The sequence below is a fragment of the Aestuarium sp. genome (assembly GCF_023253315.1).
Classification (GTDB): domain Bacteria; phylum Pseudomonadota; class Alphaproteobacteria; order Rhodobacterales; family Rhodobacteraceae; genus Marivivens; species Marivivens donghaensis.
The window spans coordinates 1-14,617 of record NZ_JALRGW010000010.1 but is presented as its reverse complement, the minus strand read 5'-3'; the positions used below and the strand labels follow the sequence as shown (position 1 = coordinate 14,617).

At 57.7% G+C, this 14,617-nt stretch carries 16 protein-coding genes; 12 read left to right on the top strand and 4 right to left on the bottom strand.

Annotated features, from left to right (window positions below; genetic code table 11):
• Positions 1–14: 14 nt before the first annotated feature.
• The 3 genes from AC1QQ2_RS07180 to AC1QQ2_RS07170 all read left to right on the top strand — a co-directional run bounded on the left by AC1QQ2_RS07180 (position 15) and on the right by AC1QQ2_RS07170 (position 2,091).
• Positions 15–689 (top strand): GntR family transcriptional regulator, encoded by a 675-nt coding sequence (locus AC1QQ2_RS07180; protein ID WP_479712622.1) that lies wholly within the window; start codon positions 15–17, stop codon positions 687–689.
• Positions 690–737: 48 nt separating this feature from the next.
• Positions 738–1,628: an FkbM family methyltransferase gene (locus AC1QQ2_RS07175; protein WP_479712621.1), complete on the top strand. Its 891-nt coding sequence runs from the start codon at positions 738–740 to the stop codon at positions 1,626–1,628.
• 187 nt (positions 1,629–1,815) lie between these two features.
• Positions 1,816–2,091 carry a hypothetical protein gene (locus AC1QQ2_RS07170; RefSeq protein ID WP_479712620.1) on the top strand — a complete coding sequence of 92 codons (276 nt, stop codon included), beginning with the start codon at positions 1,816–1,818 and terminating at the stop codon, positions 2,089–2,091.
• A 95-nt stretch (positions 2,092–2,186) separates the two neighbouring features.
• Here the strand turns inward: AC1QQ2_RS07170 and adh are convergent, their stop codons facing one another.
• The gene (gene adh, locus AC1QQ2_RS07165) at positions 2,187–3,707 is read right to left on the bottom strand and encodes an aldehyde dehydrogenase (RefSeq protein ID WP_479712619.1); all 1,521 of its coding nucleotides are present in this window, start codon (positions 3,705–3,707) and stop codon (positions 2,187–2,189) included.
• Between the two features lie 110 nt (positions 3,708–3,817).
• On the bottom strand, positions 3,818–4,789 hold the full coding sequence (locus tag AC1QQ2_RS07160; protein ID WP_479712618.1) for a helix-turn-helix domain-containing protein: 972 nt from the start codon (positions 4,787–4,789) through the stop codon (positions 3,818–3,820).
• 220 nt (positions 4,790–5,009) lie between these two features.
• Between AC1QQ2_RS07160 and repA the strand changes: the two genes are divergently transcribed.
• From repA to AC1QQ2_RS07125, 7 genes are all read left to right on the top strand, one after another.
• Positions 5,010–6,209, top strand: coding sequence for a plasmid partitioning protein RepA (gene repA, locus AC1QQ2_RS07155; RefSeq protein ID WP_479712617.1), 1,200 nt, complete (start codon positions 5,010–5,012; stop codon positions 6,207–6,209).
• Positions 6,199–7,095, top strand: coding sequence for a plasmid partitioning protein RepB (gene repB, locus AC1QQ2_RS07150; RefSeq protein WP_479712616.1), 897 nt, complete (start codon positions 6,199–6,201; stop codon positions 7,093–7,095). The genes repA and repB overlap by 11 nt, the downstream gene beginning before the upstream one ends.
• A 186-nt stretch (positions 7,096–7,281) precedes the next feature.
• Positions 7,282–8,403, top strand: a complete 1,122-nt coding sequence (gene repC, locus AC1QQ2_RS07145) for a plasmid replication protein RepC (RefSeq protein WP_479712615.1) — start codon at positions 7,282–7,284, stop codon at positions 8,401–8,403.
• A 55-nt stretch (positions 8,404–8,458) separates the two neighbouring features.
• Entirely contained in the window at positions 8,459–9,157 is a 699-nt protein-coding gene (locus AC1QQ2_RS07140) for an energy-coupling factor ABC transporter ATP-binding protein (RefSeq protein ID WP_479712614.1), read from the top strand.
• The gene (locus AC1QQ2_RS07135; RefSeq protein ID WP_479712613.1) at positions 9,138–9,752 is read left to right on the top strand and encodes an energy-coupling factor transporter transmembrane component T family protein; all 615 of its coding nucleotides are present in this window, start codon (positions 9,138–9,140) and stop codon (positions 9,750–9,752) included. Before AC1QQ2_RS07140 ends, AC1QQ2_RS07135 begins: the two co-directional genes overlap by 20 nt.
• A gap of 30 nt (positions 9,753–9,782) precedes the next feature.
• Positions 9,783–10,334, top strand: coding sequence for a biotin transporter BioY (locus tag AC1QQ2_RS07130; RefSeq protein WP_479712612.1), 552 nt, complete (start codon positions 9,783–9,785; stop codon positions 10,332–10,334).
• Positions 10,334–11,005 carry a nitroreductase gene (locus AC1QQ2_RS07125; RefSeq protein WP_479712611.1) on the top strand — a complete coding sequence of 224 codons (672 nt, stop codon included), beginning with the start codon at positions 10,334–10,336 and terminating at the stop codon, positions 11,003–11,005. The genes AC1QQ2_RS07130 and AC1QQ2_RS07125 overlap by 1 nt, the downstream gene beginning before the upstream one ends.
• A 6-nt stretch (positions 11,006–11,011) precedes the next feature.
• On the opposite strand, the gene AC1QQ2_RS07120 is transcribed toward AC1QQ2_RS07125, so the two are convergent.
• Together AC1QQ2_RS07120 and AC1QQ2_RS07115 are read right to left on the bottom strand one after the other, a co-directional pair.
• The gene (locus tag AC1QQ2_RS07120; RefSeq protein ID WP_479712610.1) at positions 11,012–12,085 is read right to left on the bottom strand and encodes a thiolase family protein; all 1,074 of its coding nucleotides are present in this window, start codon (positions 12,083–12,085) and stop codon (positions 11,012–11,014) included.
• Positions 12,082–13,260: an AMP-binding protein gene (locus tag AC1QQ2_RS07115; RefSeq protein ID WP_479712609.1), complete on the bottom strand. Its 1,179-nt coding sequence runs from the start codon at positions 13,258–13,260 to the stop codon at positions 12,082–12,084. Before AC1QQ2_RS07115 ends, AC1QQ2_RS07120 begins: the two co-directional genes overlap by 4 nt.
• Positions 13,261–13,366: 106 nt before the next feature.
• Here AC1QQ2_RS07115 and AC1QQ2_RS07110 point away from each other — a divergent pair, with 106 nt between their 5' ends.
• Positions 13,367–13,912 carry a glutathione peroxidase gene (locus AC1QQ2_RS07110; RefSeq protein ID WP_249944677.1) on the top strand — a complete coding sequence of 182 codons (546 nt, stop codon included), beginning with the start codon at positions 13,367–13,369 and terminating at the stop codon, positions 13,910–13,912.
• A 90-nt stretch (positions 13,913–14,002) separates the two neighbouring features.
• On the top strand, positions 14,003–14,617 hold a 615-nt coding region (locus AC1QQ2_RS07105; protein WP_479712608.1), incomplete at its 3' end, for a SapC family protein.

Sequence of the window (14,617 nt, the reverse complement as noted above, 5' to 3'; positions counted from 1 at the left end):
GGAAAAACGGGCCGGTGGCTTTTCAACGCGACATAGACGGGTTCAAGACGGCCATCGAAAGCGTCTACGCGGACCTGCGCGACTCTCTTCTCACGGGGGCGATCGCGCCTTCGGCGAAAATGCGAGTCGAAGAACTGCGTGCGCGCTATGGCGTCGGTTCCTCTACCGTGCGCGAGGCGCTGTCGCGTCTGCTCGTTGAGAACCTCGTCACGACCGAAGGCCAGCGCGGGTTCAAGGCAGCGCCTGTGTCCATGTCCGACTTCCGCGAATTGGTCGATATGCGCTGCATGATCGAAGTGCAGGGCGTCCGTTTGGCGATCGAACGCGGCGATCAGGATTGGGAAAGCGGCCTCGTCGTTGCCCACCACCGCCTCGCCCGCGTCGAAGAGTCGATCCCCGCCGAACGCGCAAAACACTGGGAACAGGCCAACCGTGATTTCCACGATGCCACCGTCGCCGCCCACGGCAACCGCTGGCTCGCCGATATGCGCGATCTGCATCAGACGCATTGGATGCGCTACATCCAGATCGCGGCCCCGTGGCGCAAGATGCCCATCGACAGCCGCGCCGAACACCAAGACATCTTTGACGCCGTCATCGCCCGCAAAGCCGACGACGCCGCCCACCTCATCGACCGCCACTTCCGCAAACACGCAAGCGCGGTCGAAGCAGGATTGGGTCGGAAGTAGAGGTTGAACTCAAGGCCCTGAGCCGTCACCCTGTTCGGGGATGAGGAAATGGGCACTGATATGACACCTGCTGACGTTCACCGAATGAACACGCTGATCGCGGACCTGCGCCCAACGGAACGCCTGCGTGTCTTGGATATCGGCGCAAACCCCCTGATCGAAGGGGATGTGTCCTACAAACCGCTCCTCGACCACGGACACGCCGAGGTGTTTGGTTTTGAACCCCAAGAGGACGCCCTCGCCGCGCTAAATGACCGCAAATCGGCCAATGAAACCTACCTACCCCACGCGTTAGGGGATGGGACATCAAAAACATTACACCTCTACCAGCAGGGCGGATTTACCTCGATTTTCCCCGCCGATGAGGACAGTGCCCGCTACCTTGGGTTCGTGAAGGGCATGACTGAAAAAGGCACGATCAAAATCAAGACGCGCAAATTGGACAGCCTCAAAGAGGTGCCCACCGTCGATTTCCTCAAAATCGATGTGCAGGGCAGCGAAAAAGCGATCCTCGAACACGGGAAACAGAAACTCTCCAACGCGATCGCTCTCCAAACCGAAGTCCGCATGTTCCCGCTCTACCGTGGTGAACCCAGATACGGAGAGCTAGAGGCGGAGATCGTCGCGCAGGGCTTCGAATTCCTGCGGTTCGCGTCAATGAAACACGTCAGCCTCGCCCGTCGGCACCGTGGCCGCATCCGTCGTCACGACTTTGCCCAAGCGGTCGATGGCGACGCGTTCTTTGTCCGTGATCTGAGGAACGTGGACAGCTTCACCGACGAACAGCTCAAAAAGCTCGCCATCATCGGCGATGCGATCATGGGCCTGTTCGATGTCGCGCTCTACGCGCTCGATATTCTGGTGGAACGGTCGGTGATCACTGACGATGTGATCAACCGCTATTTCAGCAACATTCCCAAACAACGCCTGCGCAGCTGATTCAGGATTAGACCGGAAATAACACCCTAGGTTGTATCGTCACCTCTTTTCCCTAAACTACCCCCATTTAACAGTGGAGGTTTCCGAAGTGAGAGTTTTAACCCTTATTCCTATCGTCGCTCTGATGGCTGCCTGCCAAACAACCACGGGCCCGAGCACAACTTCGTCATCATCAGTCGGGTCATTGATGACGTCATTCTTGCAATCAAACTACAACCAAAACGGCGGATGGAGCGACGCGGATCGCGCCCGCCACAAATGCCCCGAAGAGCCTTGGTTCTATGAAGGCATCGCAAATGCAACAAGCGTTGCTGAACTGGATGCCTTTGCGCAAGCAAACGGGTTCCAGACCTCGCGCACTGTGGCAACAGCCCGAATGGTGTTGAACGGAGAAGCCGTCCCAGAGAGCCTCTTGGACAAGGCGCGCTGCATCACGCCAGCATCAATCGCCCAAGTTAGATAAACAAACGGCCACGCCCTCTGGGAGGAGGGGCGTGGCCGTTGATAATTAGGGACTGCGGACCCCGGCTAAGGGTCCGCAGCTGGAGGAAGCAAGGCTTAGAAGAAGCCCAGCTTGTTCGGGTTGTAGCTCATCAGGATGTTTTTGGTTTGCTGGTAGTGGTCCAGCATCATCTTGTGAGTTTCACGGCCAATACCCGACTGCTTGTAGCCGCCAAATGCAGCGTGTGCAGGGTAAGCGTGGTAGTTGTTCACCCAGACGCGGCCAGCCTCGATGGCGCGGCCAAAGCGGTAGCAACGGGTCGCATCGCGGGTCCATACACCAGCGCCGAGGCCGTACATGGTGTCGTTTGCGATCTTCAGCGCTTCTGCTTCGTCTTTAAAGGTGGTGACAGAGACAACCGGTCCAAAGATCTCTTCTTGGAACACGCGCATCTTGTTGTGGCCTTTCAGAACGGTCGGCTGAACGTAGAAACCGTTCGCGATGTCGCCGTTGAAACGAGCAGCATCACCACCAACCAGAACTTCTGCACCTTCGTCACGACCGATTTGCAGGTAGGACATGATTTTGTCCTGCTGCTCTTGGGAGGCCTGAGCACCAACCATGGTGTTCATATCGCGCGGGTCGCCTTGTTTGATCGCTTTAACACGCTCGATGCACTTTTCGATGAAGCGATCGTAGATGTCTTCTTGGATCAGAGCGCGCGACGGGCAGGTGCAAACTTCGCCTTGGTTGAAGGCAAAGAGAACGAAACCTTCGACCGCTTTGTCGAGGAACGCATCGTCTTCGGCCATAACGTCCGAGAAGAAGATGTTCGGGGATTTACCGCCGAGTTCCAGAGTCACAGGGATCAGGTTTTCGGTCGCAGCCTGCATGATTTTGCGGCCAGTTTCGGTCGAACCTGTGAACGCGATTTTTGCGATGCGCGGCGAACGTGCCAGCGGTGCGCCAACTTCTGCGCCCATGCCGTTTACGATGTTCAGAACGCCAGCCGGCAGAAGATCTGCGATGATGTCGATCAGAACCATGATCGCGGCAGGGGTTTGCTCTGCTGGTTTCAGAACGATGCAGTTACCCGCAGCCAGCGCAGGCGCCAGTTTCCATGCTGCCATCAGAACCGAGAAGTTCCACGGAATGATCTGACCAACAACGCCGAGAGGCTCGTGGAAGTGATACGCAACGGTGTCGTGATCGATTTCCGACATGTTGCCTTCTTGGGCGCGCAGAACGCCAGCAAAGTAACGGAAGTGGTCAACCGACAGCGGGATGTCAGCGTTTACGGTTTCGCGGATCGGCTTGCCGTTGTCCCAGGTTTCGGCGCATGCCAGCTGGTGCAGATTTTCTTCGAGACGGTCTGCGATTTTCAGCAGGATGTTCGAACGCTCTGCGGGCGAAGTCTTGCCCCATGCGTCTTTTGCAGCATGTGCTGCGTCGAGTGCGAGCTCGATGTCTGCTGCGTCGGAACGGGCAACCTGACATACCACTTCACCGGTGATCGGGGTGATGTTGTCAAAGTATTTGCCGGAAACTGGGGCAACCCATTTACCGCCGATAAAGTTGTCGTAGCGATCTTTGAATGGGTTAACGAAATAGTCGACGACTTGGGTCATCTGGTTCATGTGATTTCTCCTCCTAAGAACCGCGTGTGCCGCGGTATGCAGAAGAGATGAATGGAATCACGGGGCCTTGTGCAGGGGGGTGTCTCAGCCGCCCTGCCCCACCTGTCTCACTACTGAGACAGGTCAGCGCCACTTTCGCTGAGGCCGAGGCGTTTCATACGGCGGTACATCGTGGCGCGCCCAATGCCCAAGGCCCGCGCCGCCGCCGACACGTTACCCTCTGCACGAGCGAGCGCACGTTTCACCGCCGCCTTTTCCCCACGATCAAAGCCCGTTTCCTGCCCGTCACGCCCCAAAAGGTCCACGGCAGGGCGCGGCGCGAGATGCCCCATCGCGTTTAGACCGAACGCCTTACGTGCCGCGCGGGTCGCACCGACAACAATATCGTCCCCATCCACCGCCAATAGCGCCGCACCCGTTGCGTCACCTTCGGCCACGAGGATGCGTTTGCCCGCGAACGACGACCGAAACACTTCCGCTTCGATCTGCTGAGCGGTTTGAACGACCATCGCGCCAATCAAACGGTTATAGCCTTCGGTCTGATCCGCCCGCGCCGACGACACATCGAGCGCCGCAATCAACGCCCCATCAGGTCCGAAAATCGGCGCGTCCATGCAGCTCATCGCGATATTTTTCGCCATGAAATGGTCGGTGCGGTGAATGGTGATCTGTCGTTGCTCTGCCAAACAAGTACCGATGCCGTTCGTGCCCTCGGCAGCCTCACTCCAATCGTGACCAGGCCAGAGGCCCCATTCCTTGAACACCTCCGAGTCCCCGTCGGAACAGCGTTTTTCCAGAACGATCCCGTCCGCGTCCGTTAATAGAACGCCGCAACCAGAATGCCCGATTAGCCCAAAGAGGTTGTCCAACTTTGGCGACGCAACGTGCAACACCCGCTCCATCGCGGCCATGCGGCCCTTCAATGAAGAAGAATCGAGCGAGTCGCGCATTTCGCGCATCGCGGGATCTAGACCATAATTCTTAGCCGACCGCAGCCACGACGCCGCCAAACGCGATCGCGCCGCTGCCGATCCGGACGAAAGGGACTGCATCACGCGGTCGATATGAGAGCTACGAGTCATGTCACGAAAGCCTTAACATATAGTCTTATCGAGCAACGTCGCGACTTTGGTCTCAACTCACGCGGAAGTGCAACCACACAACCTAAAAAGAAGTTTGCACAAAATCTGTGGAAAACTCTTGCCAGAATCCAAATCCTGTCGCAGTAATATACGCAAAATACGAAAATAACGGCAAAAACCGTAACAAACGGTGGCCACAGAGGCGAGAAGAGAGGGTCAGATGGGTCAAGAACCCAAGACAAACCTACGTATTGATACCATCGTTGGTCAACACGCCGCGATGCTATCAGAGCGGTTGCAAGCACACCGTGCCCAGCTTTTTCCGCCGAACGCGAGCAAAGAGCTGCGCAAATTCACCAGTGGTGAAGTCGCTGACCTGCTCGGCGTCAAAGATGCCTATTTGCGCAAGCTTAGTCTCGACTCCAAAGGCCCCGATCCTGAAATCCGTGGCAACGGACGCCGCTATTATTCGCCCGACGATATCGTAGCTCTTCGCGAATACCTCGAAAAAGGCGCGAAGGTTCCCGGCACCTATATGCCCGGTCGTCGCGATGGCGATCATCTACAGGTGATTTCGGTCATAAACTTCAAAGGTGGCTCTGGTAAAACGACGACCTCGGCGCACCTAGCGCAGAAGATGGCGCTCGACGGATACCGCGTTTTGGCGATCGACATCGACCCTCAGGCGTCTTTCTCGGCGTTGCATGGGTTCCAGCCAGAGTTTGACCTTCTAGACGGTGGAACGCTCTATGACGCGATCCGTTATGATAACCCCGTTCCAATTCGAGACGTGATTCAAAAGACTTACTTCCGAAATCTGGACATTATTCCGGGCAACCTCGACCTCATGGAGTTCGAGCACGATACCCCCCGCGCGCTGGCCCAACGGGATGGTAACCTTTTTTTCACTAGAGTGGGCGACGCGCTCGCTGATGTGGAAGAGGATTATGACGTGGTTATCGTAGACTGCCCGCCCCAGTTAGGGTTCTTAACAATGTCGGCCCTTTCGGCCGCGACCGCTGTGTTAGTGACGGTTCACCCGCAGATGCTCGACGTGATGTCGATGTGTCAGTTCCTGTTGATGACATCAAACCTCCTCGGCGTTGTGGCCGAAGCAGGCGGTGACATGTCCTATGACTGGCTGCGCTATGTGGTGACCCGTTATGAACCCGGTGATGGCCCGCAAAACCAGATGGTGTCTTTCATGCGCTCTATGTTCGGAGAGCATGTTTTGAACCACACGATGCTGAAATCGACCGCGATTTCAGACGCTGGCCTGACAAAACAAACCTTGTGGGAGATCGAAAAGTCCCAATTCACGCGGTCCACCTATGACCGCGCGATTGAAAGTATTTCAGCCGTTTGCGGTGAAATAGAGACGCTAGTTCAAGAGGCATGGGGGCGGACCAATGGCGCGTAAAGGTATTCTGACCGGCTTGATGGACAACACCGCCGCGCCCGCAACCGACACCCGTGTTGATCCCGCAAAACCCCGTTACGGCAAGGGTGCCATCGGTGCCGTGAGCCAATCCATCGCCGAACTCAAGTCCCGCTCGATCATTCAGGTCGATCCGCGGATGATCGACGATGCGGGTATGCAGGACCGTCTGGAAACGGATGACATCCCTGCCCTCGCCGAAAGTATCAAACTTTACGGCCAGCAGGTTCCCGTTCTGCTCCGCCCCAATCCGAATGACCCCGAACGCTATCAGGTGGTCTACGGGCGGCGGCGTGTTGCGGCTCTGAAACTGCTAAAACAGCCCGTTGCGGCCATGGTTAGGGTCTTAAACGACCGCGAACTGGTCATTGCCCAGGGTCAGGAAAACTCTGCCCGCCGCGATCTGTCGTTCATCGAACGCGCCAACTTTGCCCGCCAAATGCGGGACGCTGGTTACGAACGTAAAGTGATCTGTGACGCGCTCAACGTCGATAAAACTGTGATTTCGCGGATGTTGTCGATCGTCGACTCGATCCCCCTGCCCCTGATCGAAGCCATCGGGGCCGCGCCCACCATCGGCCGCGATCGGTGGAGCAAACTTGCCGATCAGCTCAACGGTCGGGATCTTACCGCGAACGCCGTCGGTGAAGGATCAGATCAACGGTTCGAGGCCGTGTTTAAGTCTCTAACCTTGCCCAAAACGCCCGCAGCCAAGCCGGACCGGATCACCGCCAACGGTTCCGAAATCGCGCAGGTTGCCCGCAAACCGAATAAAACAGTGCTCACCCTACCCAAAGACGGCTTTGACGATTGGTTGGTGGCGCATCTGGAAGAAATTCACCGCGATTGGAAACAGTCGAACGGCTGAATAATAGAGCAGTAACAACAACTTAGGAGGCACGACCCAGCAAAACCCAAAGAAAAAGGCCCCCCAAAGCAGATACCTCAGAGAGCCCTATTCGTGTTTTAGCACTTCCGAATATCAGGCTAAAGTTGACAGCTGTCAACAGGCGTCGAATCTGGCGGGCAAAAAAGTTTTGCTCCGTGATGAACTATGGACATTTACGCAACGACGCCTTTTGGGCGGCGACCAGTAACGGCTGGATTGATCGAACGCGCCGCCCTTCGTCAACAAGCCCCTGCCCTCCCGACCGCGAACAAATGGGAGCTTTTCCGCGAACTCTGCACCGCACGCAAAGAATTCGGTCTCTCAGACCGCGATCTCACGGTCCTGAACGCGCTGTTAACCTTTCATCGCGGCGACGACCTCGCTGCGTCCGAGCAGTTGATCGTGTTTCCATCCAACGAAACGCTCTCTTCTCGCGCTCATGGCATGCCCGAAAGCACGCTCCGCCGTCACATCGCCACTCTGGTCGAGGCGGGCATCATACTGCGCAACGACAGTCCAAATGGTAAACGCTACGCCGTCAAAAGTAGAACCGGCGTTCTACGGGCCTATGGCTTTGATCTACGGCCCCTTTTGGTGCGCGCCGACGAAATCATCGAAGCCGCCACAAAGATCCGCGAAGAAGACGCCCAAAAAAAAGAACTGCGCGATACGGTTGTGATCCTAAAACGCGATGCCGACAAGCTCATAAGTTTTGGCATGGAAGATCACGCTGACGATCGCTGGACCAAACCTCGCGAAGCGCTGATCGAACTCGGCAAAATGCTCCGACGTAAACTGGACATTTCGACACTAACATCGCTCAAAACGCGGCTTCACGCGCTTGTGGAAAACCTCCATCACTTGCTAGGGATGACTGTTGGTAAATCATCAGAAATGAGCGGCACCGACAGCCAAAATGAGCGGCACCAATCTAATTCAAATAATACTCCTATTGAATCTGAACAAAGCACCGTTCCGCTTCCAATGGTTCTAACCGCTTGTCCTGATGTCGCCGATTTTGCCAATCGACCGCTCCGCAGTTGGCACGATTTCATCTCTGCAATGTCAGTCATTAAGGCCATGATGGGGATCTCGGCTGAAACGTGGGATCATGCGATGAAAATCATGGGACCGAAAAACACCTCTGTTGTCTGTGCTGGCATCCTTCAACGCATGGGAGAGATCAAATCGCCTGGTGGTTACCTTCGTCGCCTCACCCAAAAGGCCGAACAAGGCGGATTTTCACCAATGCCGATGATGATTGCACTGTCCCGTCAACAAAGTTGACAGCTGTCAACTCTCACCCCTTTACATCGTTCTTCAGCTATGACCCCCTAACCTCATGATCCAGATCCAATCCCTTTCCTGCCAATACGGCGACAAAACCGTGATAGACGCGGTCACCCTCGAACTAATCGAGACGCGGGTGGGTATTGTCGGTCGAAATGGCTCTGGAAAATCGACACTGGCGCGGGCGATTTCGGGTCTAATACACCCAGAACAGGGTCGAATTTTGATCGACGGCATCGATGTTCTGAATGACCGAAAATCCGCGCTCTCTGCGGTGGGCATTTTGTTCCAGAATCCAGATCATCAGATCATTTTCCCGACCGTCGAAGAGGAAATTTCCTTCGGATTACGCCAGCTCGGGCAGTCAAAAGCTGATGCATCGACGAAAACCGATGAAACCCTAGCCAATTTCGGCAAACCGGACTGGGCCAAGCGACCCATTTCGACCCTAAGTCAGGGGCAACGCCACCTTGTGTGCCTCATGTCCGTCCTCGCAATGGCGCCTTCGGTGATCATTCTAGATGAACCGTTCAGCGGGTTGGACATTCCGACGACGCGCGCACTGCAAAAGAGACTCAATCAGCTAGATCAGACTCTGATTCACATCACGCATGACCCGGCGGTGATCGCTGATTATGACCGTGTTCTCTGGATCGAGGGCGGAAAAATCATCGCGGATGGTGCGCCAGAGACCGTTTTACCCGAATATCTGCGGGTGATGGAGGCGGATGATGCTGGCGCTCACCTCTGACATTCACACTCCGCTGCATGATTGGCGCGCTGGGGTCAAACTCGGGCTGCTATCCATCGCAATTGTGATCCTATTCCTGCTGAAATCGCCTATTTTGCTCGCAGGTGCTGCGGGACTTACCGCCCTGCTCTATCGCTCGTTTGGCGTGAAATTCGCGGCCCAAGGGCTCCGGATGCTGAAACCGCTGCGGTTTTTCCTCGGGTTTATCCTGCTTTGGCAGGTCGTTTTGGGTGATACGGCCACGGGTTTCGCGATTGTGTTGCGGTTGGCAACTGCAGTGAGTTTGGCCAATTTAGTGACACTTTCGACCCGTTTGGACGACCTGATCGACCTTGTGATCTGGCTTGCCTCCCCTGCCCGCTTTATCGGACTGTCACCCAAGCCCCTTGCACTCTCGATAGCCCTCGTTGTGCGGTTCGTGCCTGTTCTTCTCGAACGGGCCAATCATATGGCGGACGCCTTTCGTGCTCGGTCCACCAGACGGCCCACGTTTTACATCATTCTGCCCCTGATCGTCAGCGTTCTCGAAGATGCGGATCATGTTGCGCTCGCGCTGCGTGCACGCGGTGGGCTGGATGGAGCGTTTAATCCCTGATATGTGGTCCCGCAAATGAGGGGACACATTATGCAAACCAAAGAGAACGACCTTGTAATGATCGCGCTTTTCGCGGCGCTCGTTGCAGTTTTGGGCCTTCTGCCCGCGATTCCGATGCCTTGGGGCATTCCTGTGACGGCGCAGAGCCTTGGTGTGATGCTTGCGGGCGCTGTTTTAGGCGCGAAACGCGGTGGCCTGTCGATGCTGTTGTTTATTGGCCTCGTGGCCTTGGGGCTGCCGCTTTTGGCGGGGGGACGCGGGGGTTTAGGCGTTTTCGTATCGCCGACCGCTGGTTTCGTCGTCGGTTTCCCCGTCGCGGCCTTTGTAACGGGTCTTGTGATGCAGAACCTGCGTATTGATGCGATGGTTGCATCTAGCATCGCGTCGCTGATCGGCGGGATTGGCGTGCTTTATGTCATGGGTATCGGCGGGTTCTGGATGCTGACGGACAAGGGTCTGATGGCCTCGATCACCATCATGGCGACCTACATCCCTGGCGATTTGGTCAAGGTCGTACTGACCGCTATCGTGGTTGGCGCCTTGGTTAAGGCACGTCCGCAGAGCCTTCTGTCGCGTCAGTAATGGAAACGCGGCGGGCCATAGAGGATCGTCGATCGGTTCGCGCCTTCACGGATCAACCCGTGGATCGCGCTGAAATAGAGACGATTTTGACCTTGGCCCGCTGTGCGCCTTCGGGTGCAAACCTTCAGCCCGGTCGGTTCCATGTTCTGACTGGCACACCGTTGAAATCCCTATCCGATGCCCTGCTCGACGGAATTGCAGAGGATCGGCTTCAGGTCAGCGAATACAGCTACTTCCCCCGCCCCATGTCCGCCGATCTAAAAGCCCGTCAGAGGGCCGCTGGCTTTGCGCTCTACGATGCTTTGGGCATTGAAAAACGTGACCTTGAGGGGCGGAAGGCTCAGTTTGAGCACAACTACCGTTTCTTTGGCGCTCCTGTGGGCATGATCATCACGATCCATCGTGAGATGGGCGCGGGGTGCTTTATGGACCTCGGGATGGCGATCCAGACGATGTTGCTCGCCGTGCATGATGCAGGGTTAGCGGCCTGTGGGATTGGGGCGATGGCGAATTACGGGGATTTGATCCACGACCATCTGGGGCTAGATGCCGATGAAATGGTCGTGGCTGGCGTGGCGATTGGCTATGCGGCGGACCATCCTGTGAACGATTTCAGGACAGAGCGGGACGCGCTGGATGTCTTTGCGATCTTCCGTGGGTTTGAAAGTTGACAGCTGTCAACTTTTTCCAAAACCCTGCACTTTGATCGCTGAACCGATGCCGCCCGCCGCTGCTATTGCGGCCAATCCTGTGCGGTTTGTCCCCGCAAGGTCGTGATACAGACGCACCATCAGGATCGCGCCAGAGGCCCCAATCGGATGCCCACGGGCCAAAGCACCGCCCTTGAGGTTCACAGTGCGCGGATCGATCCCTGTGCCTTCCACGCAGGCGATGGCTTGTGCGGCGTAGGCCTCCATCATTTCGACCTGATCGACGGGGGCGTCCGCGACCGCTTTGATCGCGGCAATCGGGGCGAGCGCGGGGTTCATCGGGTCGCCGCCAACACAGGCGTAGTCGGTCAGCAGCAGAGCATTACGGTCGGGTAAAACGTCCTCGGCTACGACAAGGCAGAACGCGGCAGCATCGGCAGAGACGGCGGTGTTGACAGCTGTCAACTCTCCGGTGACGACGGGGGCGCGGGCGACCAAACGAGGGGCGAGGCGGCGGGTGAACGGGTCGTCCAATTCGTCACCCAAGGGCACGATTTCAAACCGAAGCGCTGTGCGGGCAGAGAGGGCCTTTTCATGACTATCAATGGCCCAAGCATCCTGCCGTTCACGCGGCACGTTCAGCGCATTCGCGGCCTCGGCTAGGTCAGGGTCACGGTCGGGCCAGGGGGTGAATGGTGGGCGGTCATAGGCCACGGGACCGTCAGGCGTTTGCGCCATGCGGATCGGACGTTGTGAGTGGGACTCTGCGCCGCCCGCCAAAACGACCTTGGCCTGACCAGAGCGCACCAACGCCATCGCAATCCCAATCGCATCGAGGCCACCCGCGCACTGTCGATCAATCGACAGGCCAGCAACGCGCGTAGGCAGACCAGCGGCGAGTGCGGCGACACGGGCGGGATTGCCACCGCCGCCAATGGCATTCGATAGGATAACTTCGTCCACGTCCTCGGGGCGTAATCCAGCGTCCGCGAGGCAGGCCAGCATCACAGGTGCAGCTAGGTCGTGCAGCGCGTATCCCGACAATGCGCCACCCTTGGGGGCGACGATAGTGCGGCGGGCGGCGATGATGCGGGGGGTCATGCGAGGTTCCTCAGCAAGGCGGCCAGCGCGGTGAGGTTCGGTTTGCCAGAGGGCAGGGCGGGCCAGTCCGACAGACGGTAGGCGCGGCGGATCTGGATGCCATTGGCACGGGCGGCGGTCTGTAGGTCCTCGGGCGCGATCATCCCGTGATAGAGCGCGACGGGAACCGCCCCGCGCATGTCGTCCAGCATCGGCAAAACAGCGACCCCATGCACGCCGTCGATTTGGGATAGGGAGGCCTCTGCGGCTTCGGGGTGGTAGTTGCGATCCGCGACGGTGAACATGCGATCCGCACGACCTGTGAGGAAGAGGTAGCCGTCGCGCATCTCTCCCATCTCGCCAACAGTGACCCAGCCTTTGCGGGTTTGCGTGGTGGCGCTGGAGCCCTCGACGTAGTGGTCAAAGAGGTAGGGCGAGCGCACCCAAACGAGGCCATCGCGAATGTCTATCTCAACACCGGGGTAGGGCGCGCCAACAGAGCCCTCTGGCGTGGTCGCATCGGATAGGGTGATAAAGCTTGTCTCTGCGGCCCCGTAAAATTCATGCAGCCGCGCGTTCGGTGCCATCTGAGCGACGCGTGCTTTGGTCGCTGCATCTAGATGGCCGCCACCTACGAGGATCAGCCGCAAGGCGGGCAGGGGGCGGAGGAGGGCGCTGCGCAGCTGCGTGGGGGTCGCATAGAGGATCGTCGTGTGTTCCATCGCGGCGGTCTGACGGTCGGGGCGCAGGTCGCTAAGGACGTCGACGGTGATGCCTTGCCATAGACCTTCGCAGAGCGCGTAGAGCGCGAGCGACTGATCCAAGCTGCCGAGGATCGCAGAACGGTCGTCAGACGTGATGCCAAAGAGGTCGCGGTTCACGGCGAAACTGCTCACCCAACTGGCGTAGCTACGGCGGATCCGTTTCGGCGCGCCCGTCGATCCAGAGGTGAGCGTGTGTATATACTCTGGCTCGTCATCGGCCTCGAACGGACGGGGCGAGATGCAGAAGCTCTGACCGCTGTGTAGTGCCTCCAAGAGGTGGGGCAGGGTGCTCGCCAGAGGGTTTGGCGCGATCACATCGACAGGGCCACCCGTGGCGCGGGCCACGTAGGGGCGCGGCACCTCAACCCCGTTGCAGAGCAAACGGGCAGTCGGTGATGGCGCGAGGCGCAGGGGGGCGGTGGCGACGGACATGTCCAATCCATAGCGCAACCCTCTCTATCGGACCAGAGTTGCCGACGCCGCTGGCCGCGCTACAATCACCCCCATCTTAGGTTGCACACCTCAATCGGAGGATACTATGACCCTGACGCGCCGTTCCATTCTGGGCACCCTCTGCGCCACTGCTGCGCTGCCGTCTTTTGCGGCGGGTGATAGTCCTCTTCCACGGGTAAGCTTTGTAAATGCGGATGGTGGGATGCACGACAGCGCCGATTGGGCGGGGCATCCTGTGCTGGTGATCAACTCGGCCAGCCGCTGCGGGTTCACGCCGCAGTATGACGCGATGCAGGCGGTTTACGATGCCTATGCAGATCGCGGTCTGATCGTCCTCGCCGTGCCGTCCGACGACTTCCGCCAAGAGTTGTCGTCGATTGATGAGGTCAAAGAGTTCTGCGAGCTGAACTTTAACCTGACCCTGCTGATGACCGATATCACCCATGTTAAAGGGCCAGAGGCGCATCCGTTCTATCAATGGCTCGCCACGGATCATGGCTTTGTCCCGCAGTGGAATTTCAACAAAGTGCTGATTGGTGCCGATGGTCGGGTCAAGGGCACATGGGGCAGCACCACGAAACCTGACAACCGCCAGATCCTCGATTTGATCGAAGCGGAACTGTCCACCTGATTTTCGGCTTTAGGCTTCTGTCGTTTCAGTTAAAACTATGCGCAACGCGGGCCACTGGGGCCTGTAACGTATTTTGAACTGAGGACGATTATGGCGACCGAAACCCCCAAAGCAGAGACCGCAGCACCGCAGCTGCCCATGTTCTACAAATCGCTCGCGCTGCTGAACAAAGCGGCCCACGGCGACCTGCGTTTGCGACCTGCGAAATCGATGAGCTTTGCGGCGAAAGCAAACTCGATCGTTCTGGCAGGGTCTGAATTTGCGTCGGCCAGCCATGACTACCCGATCGTGTTCAGCGGCAAGGGCGCAGAGCCGACCGCCTTTGCGGTGACAGGTCGTAAGACGGGCGAGAACATGTTCGTGTCGAAAGACGGCGCTTGGAAGAAAGGCGCGTATGTTCCCGCCTATGTCCGTCGCTATCCCTTCATGCTGGTGAAGTCGCCAGACGGCACGACCTACAACATGGCGATCGATCCCGAGTCCGAGATGATCCATGCAAAAATCGGTGATCCGCTGTTCGATGGCGATCAGCCGTCCAAGGCGACTGAACGGATGCTGGAGCTCAGCAAGTCCTTCATCATGGACATGGAGCGGACCGCGACCATCATCCGCCAGTTGGAGACGCTGGACCTCCTCGAAGAGCGTCAGGTCGAAGTGACCCTCGCCAACGGAACCAAGTCCCGCATCGGTGGTTTCCGCGTTGTA